The sequence below is a fragment of the Paratissierella segnis genome, from assembly GCF_014385195.1.
GTDB classification, from domain to species: Bacteria; Bacillota; Clostridia; order Tissierellales; family Tissierellaceae; genus Paratissierella; species Paratissierella segnis.
Genome location: NZ_JACRTG010000005.1, coordinates 56,939 through 68,654, shown reverse-complemented (window position 1 = coordinate 68,654; position 11,716 = coordinate 56,939). Strand labels below are relative to the sequence as shown.

Sequence of the window (11,716 nt, the reverse complement as noted above, 5' to 3'; positions counted from 1 at the left end):
TCTTTCAAAACCGGAGATCCTTCGGAAGTAATGTTTATACTGCTAAACTCAGGATGACAAAAGCAGTGATTATACTGCATAGGATGAATATTGTTCAACTGTCAACTGTCCTCTATCAACTGTAAATTGTATTCTCATCCCCAAAGTTCGACCCCAGCAACTCTTCACTCTTAGTTCTTCACTCTTACCTATTACCTGTCTTTCAAAACCGGAGATCCTTCGGAAGTAATGTTTATACTGCTAAACTCAGGATGACAAAAGCGGTGATTATACTGCATAGGATGAATATTGTTCAACTGTCAACTGTCCTCTATCAACTATCAATTGTATTCTCATCCCCAAAGTTCGACCCCAATAACTCTTAACTCTTACCTCTTACCTCTTACCTCTTACCTATTACCTGTCTTTTTTTGTTTTTCTCTCTTCACTCTTTCTTTTTTTCTTTTAATTGTGCATTGTGAACTGTGAATTGTGAATTTTTTAATAGTTTTGTATATTTTACTCCAATTATACCTAAATGTCTAGGGATATGAAACTCCCAAATTAAATGTTATAATAATAAGATAGAAAGTTTAACCATACCTAATAAAGTTGCACTTATATTAATTTATATAAAAGGAAGGTCTAAAATGAAAAGAAAGAGTAAGTTGCTGATTATATTTGCAATAATCGTTATTTTAGCAAGTTTTTCAGGTTGTGCAAAAATCAAGGATTTTATAGCTGTAAAAAAGGGTGAATTAATTGGTGGACACTATATAATCAACGTATACGATAATTATGCTAATAAAACTTTAACTGTTGATGGCAAAAAAATCACGGTAGGTATTTTGGAAAATAATGATGGTGATGATTCATCTTCTGAAGGTTTTGATTCCTCCGTTTTGGAGATTACTATCAATGGGAAACAAATGATTCAAGTAGGCAATACTGTAATATTCGCTGAAGACGGTTTGGATATGATTGAAGATTTTGATATGCCGGAAGAAATAACCATAGATAACGGCGGCGGATTTGTACCTATTGACAGATTTGTAAATAATATAAAAAATAAGATAGGAAAGAGTAAAACTATAATAATATCAAGTCAATTAGGTATCCCCATAGGAGTATATCAAGGCAACAGCGTATATATTACAGTTCCTAAAGATTTGCCTAAGATGACCAGATTAAATATTGATGGAAAAAGCCTATATATTCACAGGGCCAATTATGTAATCTTGGATTCCAATTTGCTATAGATAAAAATGCATCAGATTGGCTTTATATCCAATCTGATGTTTTTTAAGTTTTAAATTACCTCAAATCCAATATTTTTATTTTCTTCCGCTGCATCAACAAATGTCCGGATTATTTCCTCACCATATGTTCCTAAGTTTTCTATTAGAATATCTTTATTAATAAATTTAATATCTGTTGGCTCTGCAATCGTAGATAATTCATCCCATAAGGCATCAAGATTTTCACCATAATAATCCGGAAACTTTAGTTTCCTTTTTAAATATCTGTGTGCCTTAACCTTATTCGTCATTCTTTTTCCGTTTAATAAAATTAAATTCATTTAATTTACCTCGTCAATATAATTTTTCAAAGGATTTGTAATGGTCATTAGTATAAAATATTAAGCCATCATTTGAATAAACTATTCTCTCAGCTCCTCTATAACCGCCCTCATAATTCACATCACATTCATAATATTTTCTACCATCTGATTTTGGCAATAATCCTTCACGATTTCCAAATGAGTCACCGCCTATGCTCGTCCTGTCAGTTACATCCCATAAATTGCCCTTTTCATTATCCCATCCCAGATCCATTGCTTCTTTCTTTGTAATAAAATTTTGTGGCAGTTTACCATATAGATGGATGTATTCTGCTACTTCCTCAGGGCTTGAATATATTCCATCTTCATCTATTTTATTTTCTAATTCTTCCGGTATTGTAACTTCGCCATTATTTATTAACTCTTTATGTCCGGATGCACAACTGGTAAATATTACACTAAGTAATAGTATTATTAAAGATATTGACAATAATCTTCTTTTCATATTATCCTCCAATAATATAGTTTTGCTATATTTATATATGCTCTTCTCCGCTTTGCTTTCCCATATTTTCTGATTGTGCAATTAGTATCCCAACCATCATCAAGGCGCAGCCTATATATCCTCTAATTGGTAAAACCTCATGTAGAACTAAAGCTCCGCCTATTGCTCCAAATACCGCTTCCATGCTCAAGGCTATAGCCGCATGGGAAGGATTGGCATTCTTCTGCCCTATGGCTTGAAGGGTATACGCAACTCCGCAGGACATAATCCCTCCATAAAGAATTGGCATCAATGCTCCCGATAATCCGCTTAAAGTTATTTCTTCAAATATGAATGCAATTATCATGCTCAAAACGGAACATGTTGCAAACTGAACACTGGAAAACTTTATAGGATCTATATCTTTTATATATCTATCTATAAGCTGTATATGAATTGCATAAAAAAATGCTCCTATGATTTCTAAAAAATCCCCGAACTCAATAGTGAAGTTTTCGCTTATGCTTAATAGATAAAGACCTACAACTGCTATTAATGCCCCCAGCCAAGTTGTAATATGAGTTTTCTGTTTCAGAAATATCCCCAATATGGGTACAATAACTACATAAAGACTTGTAATAAATCCTGCCTTTCCCGCAGTAGTATAAATCAATCCCACCTGCTGAAAAGATGACGCCATAAATAATGCAAGCCCTGCCAATATTCCGGATTTTATAATTGTTTTTTCATCTGATTCTTTGAATTCTTTGCTTTCTCCATTGTATATTTCATTATTGGATTTTCTACCTGAAAAATAAAGTACGGGGAGTAATGACAAACTTCCTAACGCAAATCTTATACCATTATATGTGAATGCACCAATATGCTGCATTCCAACTCTTTGAGCCACAAAAGAAAGCCCCCATATTGCAGCAGTCAGCAACAATATAAGTATCGATTTTGTTTCCTTGGTTTTCATGATAATCACCTCGCTGTAAATTTCAAAATATTTTATTTCCACATAGAAAATTAGAATTTGATTAGAGGTTTAATTAACATTCTAAATAATCTTTAATTTCGATTATCTCATTATCTTTTATAAATACCCTAGGGATTCTTCTGCCCATCATGCAGATGAACTCGTAATTAATTGTACCTAATAAAGAAGCCAGTTCTTCAACTCGCGGATAACTCTCATTATCATAGCCGAATAATACAACTTCATCTCCAATATTAGCATTGTCTATTCCGGTAATATCTACCATCATTTGATCCATGCATATTCTTCCTACTATCGGAGCTCTTTTATTATTTATACAGACATCAGCTTTACCTGATAATATTCTGGAATAACCATCTGCATAGCCAATTGGAACGGTTGCTATCACAGATTTTTTAGAAGTTGAATATATATGTCCATAGCTAATACCAGTACCTTCAGGTACCGTCTTAATATTTGAAATCTTAGATTTCAATGTCATTGCCGGTTTTAAATTTATCTTGTTTTTATTTACTTCATCAGATGGGTAATAACCATATAATATAATTCCCGGTCTTACCAGATCTAAATTGTATTCTGGTAAATCAATTATTGCCGCCGAATTGGAAACATGCTTTACCTTCAATTCAATTCCATTTTCTTCTAATTTTTCAGATACCCAATTGAATCTTTCAAATTGAATCTTGGTAAATGATTTATCAGTTTCATCTGCCTTTGCAAAATGTGTAAACATGCCTTCCATCTCTAATTTTGGCAATTTGTGTATTTTAACTATCTCTTTTATTGAATCTTCATTAGGTAAAAACCCTATTCTTCCCATTCCGGTATCTATTTTTATATGGATTTTTGCCTTTTTGCCCTTTTTAACTGCCAAATCCGATAGAAGCTTTGCATCTTCGTAGGTATAAATCCCTTGAATTATATCATTATCTATTACCAATCCAAGCTGAGACTCGGGCGTATAGTTTAATAATTGTATAGGTATTTTTATTCCTTCTCTCCTAAGTTCTACAGCTTCGGATATTATTGATACTGCCAGTCGGTCAACGCCAATTTTTTCGTACATCTTTGCTAATTCAACAGACCCATGACCATATGCATTGGCTTTAATTACGGCCATAATCTTAGTATTAGGGTTTACTATCCTGCGAATCTCATTATAATTATTAGTTAAATTATCCATATTAATTTCCAAATATACGGGTCTTACTTCTCTCAAATTGTCCATAATAAACATCTCCTTTATTCTTATATACCTATAATATCCTCTCCATAAGGTATATTAATACATAAAATACAAATCATTATTCATTTAATATAGAATAGCTAATAAAAAGTCTTTCATTCAATATATTTTAATATAGATGAAAGACTTTTATATCCGCTAAATCTTTATTTTTCCCACATTTCCTTCAATTTCAATATTTGTGCCGAAAGGCTCACTCAATTTAGCTAATCTTCTCAATATAGACCGGTCGTCGGAAAGTTCCGGCAACCCCCTTTTATATCTTGGACTGTCATATCCCAGTGTTATAGGATATAGAAGTATTTCTTCTGTTTTTTTGTTTACTGATTTCCAACTTGCAATAACAGATTCCCATACATATGGGTTCTTTCCCAAGCCAACAGTTCCGTTTTTACTCCTAGCATCAAGAGCGTCTGCTGTATTGTTCTCATGGGTAAGTCCATATTTTTCATAAAAATCCGAAGGAAGATTGGATACCAAATCCGTTTGAAATATAAAATTACCGAGGCTGTAAAATATCGGACAATTTTTATAAATTTCAATTCCTCTGAGTATATGCGGTCCGTGTCCGATAACAGAAGAGGCTCCATGATCAATGCATTCCTTTGCAAAATCTCTCAAGAAATCAGCCGGAACACTTTTGTCTTCACCTTTCATTTCATGTGAATGAATGCTGACAATTACTTCATCAGCTTGTCTCTTGGCTTCATATACGGATCTTAATATTCTTTCCATATCTCTTGAGTCCGGTTTGGTTATAAGTCCTTCATTATTTCCTTCCTTAAATTTATATATACCGAATTTGAATACATCTGATGTATTTCCAACATCAAAGCCTTCTTTTAAATTTAAATTATTCATAGCATTTATATCTGTAATAGTTGCTATTTCTTTTAAAGACCTCATTTTATCTTTTGATATAATATGCGTCGATTCATGTCTCAGTCCATTAACTCCCGGTCTTCCTATCATGTCCCTTCTCTGCTCACCTGCAATCCATGATTCATGGAATGTGGAAGTCGCTGCAACAAATCCTACCCTTCCGGAAGAACAATTCAAATATTTAGGGTCACTTGCAGCTGCCATATTGCTTCCTGCTCCTGCATAAACAAAGTCAAAATCCTTAAGATACTTCTCCGTCGCTTCCAGTCCATTATGTGAATAATCTAAAGTGTGGTTATTTGCTATGTTTAAGAGATTAAATCCCAAATATTTTATATCCTTCAACACATTAGGATTTGCTATAGCCCAAGTGCCACCGCTGAATGCTGACGGATATCCTTCGAAATCATGGACTGTAACTTCTAAATTTGTAAATCTTACTTCAGATTTGTATATCAGATCTTTAATTTTCTCAAATTTATCATTTCCACACAAGTTCAATGGGGAAGTGATAAAGCTGTCTCCTGTAGCAACATAAGTTATAGGTGCATTCATAGATTATCACCGCTTCCATTGTTATCAGGTCTTATAAACTGTCCAAATGGTTTATTTATGATTTCTCCGTTACGCATTACTGTCTTTCCTCTGACTATGGTTCCCACAGGCTTTCCTTCAACTTCATAACCGTCAAAGGCGGTAATTTTGCTTACACTATGCAAATTTTCCTCTTTTATAGTCATTTTAGCATTCATATCTATCAAAGTAAAATCAGCATCAGTCCCTATCTCTATTGATCCCTTCTGAGGATATATACCAAATAATTTTGCAGGATTTTCCGATAAAAGAGATACCAACTGATGTATATTTATCTTCTTTTTATTTACAGCATCAATCATCAAAGGTGCCAAAGTCTCAACCCCGCACATGCCAGAAGGAATATCCCAAAGCTCCCCATTTTTCTGTTTTGCAGTATGAGGTGCATGGTCGGAGCATACTAAGGATATTATCCCTTTATCTATCCCTTCCCACAACTTATTTTGGTCTTCCTTATATTTTACCGGAGGATATACTTTCATTTTAGGTCCTATTCTGTCATAATCTTCATTGTTTAGATATAAATAATGTGGACAGGTCTCTGAAGTTATGAAAAGTCCCTTCTTCTGTGCTTCATCAATCAAATCTACTGATTCCTTTGTACTTAAATGCAATACGTGAAGTCTCGTTCCCGCAGTTTTAGCAAAAGATATCGCGGTTTGAACGACAGTTTCTTCTGCTAAATTTGGTCTTGCTCTTAATAGCCCCTCATAGGTGAAGTCCTTTTCTTTTTTTACTCTTGATGTTAAAGTATCTATAAGATCTGCATTTTCTGCATGTATTGCTAAAAGTTTGCCTGTTTTAGCAACCTCCTCGAATATTTCATAAACTTCCCCATCTTTCAAAGGCTGAATTACATCTGTATTGAGCGGATCATAATTATAAATCAATTGATATGTTTTACTATCGATTGCATACCCCCAGAAAAATTTGAATGCGATTACACCTGCCTCACTCAATTCAATTAAGTCCTTTTTATTCAAATCCCCTAAGCATAAACCCCAAACGGCAAAATCAACATGCGCTTTTGGCGTAAGATTTTTAATCTGCTCATGTAAATTATCAACATTACATATAGCAGGTATGGCGTTGGGCATTTCAAATATAGTAGTTAGTCCTCCCATTGCTGCAGCCTCCGTCGAATGGAAAAAATCTTCTTTTTCAGGAGCTCCTTTATCCCTTGAGTGTACATGTGTATCAATTAATCCCGGCAATACAAGCAATCCTTCAGCATCAGTTATTTCTTTGATTGTTCCTTCTAATTTTTCAGATGTAATCGCTGATATCTTTCCGTTTTTTATATATATATTCCCTTTAAAGGAATCCTTTGATGTCACAATAGTTCCATTAAATATGACATGGTCCCATTCCATCGTAATGCCTCCCTTGTTATAATTATATTAAGTTGTATTTATGGAGTAGTCTAATTCGAGTATATAAAAATTGCACCATATTTTTAAAGCTTGTTTTCTCTCATATAAACGGCATTTTTACCATTGATTTCATTAAATTGTGCTGTCGCCCTTTCGCCAATTACGTCTGCATGACCTTGTACCTCTTGAAGTATTTCATTCATATCAAAAGTCTTTGGTGCTTTATTTTCAACTATAATTTTTCCTGCCACTATAACAGTATCCACTTCATTACCCCTTGCACTATAAACCAAGTTAGGTATAAAATTGCGCATAGGTTTTGTATAAAGAGGAGCAAGAGATGCCTGGTTCAAATCAACCAAAATCAAATCCGCATACTTTCCTTCTTTAATTGAGCCGGTTATTTTATCAATACCCAGTGCCTTGGCATTTTCAATAGTCGCCATTCGCAAGACTTTCCACGCAGGCATGACCTCTGGATCTTCATATTTGACTTTATTTAATATAGCTGTCAATTTCATTTCATTGATTATATTATGGCAATTATTTCCCAGAGCCTGATCGCTTCCTAAGCCTACAATTCCTCCTGCATCTTGGAATATTTTAGCCGGCGGTACTATTCCGTCGATAATTCCTATGGAAGAAGAGCAAAGAATCATAGATGCTTTTCTGCCTGCCACAATTTTTACTTCTTCTTCAAGAGCATCGGTCAAATGGATCCCGATAAAATCTTCATCGAAATATCCTATTTCATCCAGCCACGGTATGCTTCTCACTCCGTATCTTCCTGTCATTTGCTTTGTTTCTCTTGACCCTTGCTGCAAATGCATATGAATTTTGGTATTTCTTTCTTTTGATAGCTTTTTGACTTTTTTAAGCATTTTTAAACTGACAAAGTCCGGTCCCTGAGGTCCAAATCTGATTTTAATTCTTCCGGAATCAATATCATGGTATTTAGAAAAAATATCAAGACATTCGTTCAGTGTTTTCTCTCCGTAATTGTCATCAAATATATATAGTTCCCCTGCCTTATAAGTCTTCATCAACGCATCACGAATACGAACGCTTACGTTTCCTCTTACTCCAATTTTTTGAATAAAGTCGCAGGAACCGGCAATATCAGATCCATCATCTCCAATGGTTGTGGTTCCGTTTAATACAGCTTCAGCAATGGCTAATCTGCTTCCGCTATCCTTGGCTTCGATACTCCTCTGTGCCTCAAAAGGCGCCATTCCCTCCATCATCCAATTGCTTATATCCTGAGCAACTCCCCGCAATACTCCATGACCTGTATGCATATGTCCGTCTATAAACCCGGGCAACAGTACCTTGTCGGAAGCATCTATGAACTTTTCAGCTTCATAATTCTTTTTTAATTCACTTACAGGCAATACTGCCTTTATTTTCCCTCTGTCAATGGCAACTCCGTAATCGGATAAATATCCGACTCCTTCGCCTTCCAACGTATACATATGCTTCGTCTTTATGATTATGTCGACTTTTTCCATCATTAAACCCTCCAATTGCTTCAGCTTAGAATCACAACCTTATCAATCTTTTGAAATGGCTAAATTCCAAATATAAAGGTCTATATGATATCTTATAGCTTATTTTCTGCCATGAATCTAGCGTTTGTTCCATTGATTTCAAAGAATTCTTTTGCAGCTCTTTCTCCAATTCCTTCCGGATACTTTTGAATATCTTCTATATAAGATTCTTCGTCTATAGTAGTTAATTTCCCATCTTTCATTATAACCTTACCGTTTACAACAGATAGACAAACTTCATGTCCTCTTGCACTGTATACAAGATTAGGAACGATATTTCTCATAGGATAAGTATATACAGGTAGCATAGATGGTTGACTAAGGTCTATAGCAATGAAATCTGCCTGTTTCCCTACTTCTAATGAACCTACGGTATCTCCTAAATTAACAGCTCTTGCTCCTTCAATTGTAGCCATGCGCAATGCCTTCCATGCCGGCATAACTTCAGGATCTGCATACTTAATTTTATTAAACAACGCTACATTCTTCATTTCATTGATTATGTTATGACAGTTATTGCCCGGAGCTTGATCAGAACCAAGAGCACAATTTCCACCTGCTTCTTGGAATGCAACAGAAGGACAAACTATTCCGTCTATTATACCAATTGATCCCGGATTAACAATCATGGATGCATGCTTCTTTGCTACCATTTTTGCTTCTTCGTCGGTACAGTCAGTCAAATGAACAGCAATAAGGTCTTCATCCAAAACCCCAAGATCATCAAGATAGTCTACAGGACGCTTTCCATATCTCTTCACGATTTGATATGTTTCTCTGTCTCCTTGTTGTACATGCATATGAATTTTTGTTTTTCTTTCCTTTACTATCTTCTGGATTTTCAATAGCAAATCAGCGCTTACAAAATCTGCTCCTTGAGGTCCGAAAAGAATTCTGATCCTTCCGTCCCCTTTATTATGCCATTTATCATAAAGAGCCAGATTCCTATTAAGGCTTTCTTCTCCCATCTCGTCATCGAATTCATAAAGTTCTCCGGGATTGTAAACTTTAAATTTTGCGGATCTTACTGTTTGTGCAAGATTGCCTCTAGCTCCTACCTTATCTATAAAATCGCATATCAACTCCATCTTACCGTTGAAGTCTCCCAAAGTAGTAGTTCCTGCTTTTATAGCTTCAATGATGGCAACTCTGCTCCCTACACTTTCTTCTTCTTCGGTGGTTACATTATCAAACGGTTGAACCCCATACATCATCCAATTTTTGGTATCCTGTGCTAAACCTCTCAATATATTATCACCGGTATGCATATGCCCATCTATGAATCCCGGGAAAATCGCATGATGATCCATATTTAAATTCTCTTCTGCAACATATTTACTGTCTGCAACACTGTCTTCCAATATATCGATTATCTTACCGGAATCAATTACCATTGATACCCCGGTTTTATAACCTACGCCTTCTCCTTCCATAGTATAGAAATGTGGCGCATGTACAATCATGTCTACTTTTTTCACAATCATTGCTCCTTTCATTTTTTAATTTTATGACAAATCTTTTTCACATAACTAATGTAGCATATAAGCTTAAAGGGTCTTCTTATTTAGGAAGACCCTTTAATTCAGTTTCTATAATCCTTAAATCTTATTTATTGCCGTCTTCATTACCATATTTCTTTTTACAATAGAAGTACATCGGGAATCCAATAGCTGCAACAACAACTGATATAATTGCAGTTATAGTATCTTCAAGGAATGTCGATACCAAAAGATAACCTCCACCGATAGCTCCTATTATAGGTATTATTGGGTACAATGGTACATGATACAATTTATCATTTCTTTCATATTTCTTTCTCAGTATAAATACTCCCAATACTGTAAATACGAAGAATACCCATCCTGTAAATATAGTTAAATTAGTAATTGAATCAAATGTACCGGATAATATATAAATCATACACATAGCTATCATAAAAATTAATGAATTAATAGGAGTATCATATTTAGGGTTAACATGACCTAAAAATTTTGCACCTATTGTTTGTTTCTTCTGTGCAACTGCCAATGTTACTCTAGCTCCGTTGAGTATTTGTCCGTTAAGAGTTCCTGCACTTGATATCAGCATACCTATTGAAACTAATGTTGCTCCAAAATTACCAAACAGAGTCTGTGCCGCCTGTACGCCTACACTACCTGTTCCCGCTATTATTTGATCAGTAGGAACAGTCTTAAATATTACAACGTTAAATATTGCATATACAGCTGTTACAAATGTCAATGAAATGATAATTGATTTAGGCAGATTCTTTTCGGGCTCTACCATCTCACTACCTAATGTACATGTAGTCTGCCAACCATCATATGCCCATAAAACTCCCAACAATGCCACACCAAATCCTCCTGCTGCAGTTCCTCCTACCAATGAAAAGTTAACTGCACCTGGTATTTCACCTTTAAACAATCCAAACAAAACAATAGCAAATATAGGAACTAATTTCCCTACAGTAGCTACAACCTGAAGCTTCATGGTTGCTTTCGTAGATAACATCTGAATACCGGCAAAAAATAATACCATAAATATTGCTAAAACTTTAAGCCCTGTATTTGAAAGCGGAACGAAATAAGAAGCAAATGTAGCAAAAGCTATCGCACTTGCTGAAGCTCCGGTCGGAGAACCTATAAGCATATTAATCCAACCATACATAAAACCGACCTTTTCTCCATACAGTTCGTTAAGATAAGTATACATTCCACCTAGTTTTGGAATATATGCAGCTATTTCTGCCATCGTCAATGCACTACACAAGGAAATCAAGCCACCGGCTATCCACAATATAAGTGACATCCCGGTTGAACCGGTATTCATCAGTATGGTGGCAGGCTTTAGAAATATGCCGGTACCAATTACAAATGCTATTGAGTGGATTGTCGCCTCAAATAATGTAAGATTCCTTTTCAAATGTCCTTCTTCCTGTTTGATGTCGTTTTTCTTCTGTTCTGACATAATTATACCCTCCTTAATAAATTTATTTGATGCATTTATTTCATTTATCCCCTAATGAGTTAAGGAAATAATTGAAAGCAATA

At 35.0% G+C, this 11,716-nt stretch carries 10 protein-coding genes; 1 reads left to right on the top strand and 9 read right to left on the bottom strand.

Annotation, left to right across the window (positions count from 1 at the left end; all coding sequences use genetic code 11):
- Positions 1 to 629 precede the first annotated feature (629 nt).
- Positions 630 to 1,238: a DUF5052 family protein gene (locus H8707_RS02075; RefSeq protein WP_262428495.1), complete on the top strand. Its 609-nt coding sequence runs from the start codon at positions 630 to 632 to the stop codon at positions 1,236 to 1,238.
- Positions 1,239 to 1,288: 50 nt separating this feature from the next.
- Here H8707_RS02075 and H8707_RS02070 read toward each other — a convergent pair whose 3' ends face one another.
- The 9 genes from H8707_RS02070 to H8707_RS02030 form a co-directional block, all read right to left on the bottom strand.
- Positions 1,289 to 1,558 carry a barstar family protein gene (locus tag H8707_RS02070; RefSeq protein ID WP_262428494.1) on the bottom strand — a complete coding sequence of 90 codons (270 nt, stop codon included), beginning with the start codon at positions 1,556 to 1,558 and terminating at the stop codon, positions 1,289 to 1,291.
- A gap of 13 nt (positions 1,559 to 1,571) precedes the next feature.
- The gene (locus H8707_RS02065) at positions 1,572 to 2,045 is read right to left on the bottom strand and encodes a ribonuclease domain-containing protein (protein ID WP_262428493.1); all 474 of its coding nucleotides are present in this window, start codon (positions 2,043 to 2,045) and stop codon (positions 1,572 to 1,574) included.
- A gap of 31 nt (positions 2,046 to 2,076) precedes the next feature.
- A complete protein-coding gene (locus H8707_RS02060) occupies positions 2,077 to 3,003 on the bottom strand; it encodes a DMT family transporter (protein WP_262428492.1) in 927 nt (308 codons plus the stop codon).
- Positions 3,004 to 3,076: 73 nt separating this feature from the next.
- Positions 3,077 to 4,252: an alanine racemase gene (gene alr, locus H8707_RS02055; protein ID WP_262428491.1), complete on the bottom strand. Its 1,176-nt coding sequence runs from the start codon at positions 4,250 to 4,252 to the stop codon at positions 3,077 to 3,079.
- Positions 4,253 to 4,408: 156 nt separating this feature from the next.
- The gene (locus H8707_RS02050; protein WP_262428490.1) at positions 4,409 to 5,707 is read right to left on the bottom strand and encodes a CapA family protein; all 1,299 of its coding nucleotides are present in this window, start codon (positions 5,705 to 5,707) and stop codon (positions 4,409 to 4,411) included.
- Complete coding sequence (allB, locus tag H8707_RS02045) at positions 5,704 to 7,119, bottom strand: allantoinase AllB (protein ID WP_262428489.1); 1,416 nt, start codon at positions 7,117 to 7,119, stop codon at positions 5,704 to 5,706. The genes H8707_RS02050 and allB overlap by 4 nt, the downstream gene beginning before the upstream one ends.
- An 83-nt stretch (positions 7,120 to 7,202) precedes the next feature.
- On the bottom strand, positions 7,203 to 8,627 hold the full coding sequence (locus H8707_RS02040; protein WP_262428488.1) for an amidohydrolase family protein: 1,425 nt from the start codon (positions 8,625 to 8,627) through the stop codon (positions 7,203 to 7,205).
- Positions 8,628 to 8,719: 92 nt separating this feature from the next.
- Positions 8,720 to 10,144: an amidohydrolase family protein gene (locus H8707_RS02035; RefSeq protein WP_262428487.1), complete on the bottom strand. Its 1,425-nt coding sequence runs from the start codon at positions 10,142 to 10,144 to the stop codon at positions 8,720 to 8,722.
- 127 nt (positions 10,145 to 10,271) lie between these two features.
- Entirely contained in the window at positions 10,272 to 11,633 is a 1,362-nt protein-coding gene (locus tag H8707_RS02030; RefSeq protein ID WP_262428486.1) for an APC family permease, read from the bottom strand.
- Between the last annotated feature and the right edge of the window lie 83 nt (positions 11,634 to 11,716).

Bases quoted from the DNA above. Each gene is read 5' to 3' on its own strand.
- H8707_RS02060 (WP_262428492.1), bottom strand. From the start codon at position 3,003: ATGAAAACCAAGGAAACAAAATCGATACTTATATTGTTGCTGACTGCT.
- H8707_RS02065 (WP_262428493.1), bottom strand. From the start codon at position 2,045: ATGAAAAGAAGATTATTGTCAATATCTTTAATAATACTATTACTTAGT.
- H8707_RS02050 (WP_262428490.1), bottom strand. From the start codon at position 5,707: ATGAATGCACCTATAACTTATGTTGCTACAGGAGACAGCTTTATCACT.
- H8707_RS02075 (WP_262428495.1), top strand. From the start codon at position 630: ATGAAAAGAAAGAGTAAGTTGCTGATTATATTTGCAATAATCGTTATT.
- allB (WP_262428489.1), bottom strand. From the start codon at position 7,119: ATGGAATGGGACCATGTCATATTTAATGGAACTATTGTGACATCAAAG.
- H8707_RS02070 (WP_262428494.1), bottom strand. From the start codon at position 1,558: ATGAATTTAATTTTATTAAACGGAAAAAGAATGACGAATAAGGTTAAG.
- alr (WP_262428491.1), bottom strand. From the start codon at position 4,252: ATGGACAATTTGAGAGAAGTAAGACCCGTATATTTGGAAATTAATATG.
- H8707_RS02040 (WP_262428488.1), bottom strand. From the start codon at position 8,627: ATGGAAAAAGTCGACATAATCATAAAGACGAAGCATATGTATACGTTG.
- H8707_RS02030 (WP_262428486.1), bottom strand. From the start codon at position 11,633: ATGTCAGAACAGAAGAAAAACGACATCAAACAGGAAGAAGGACATTTG.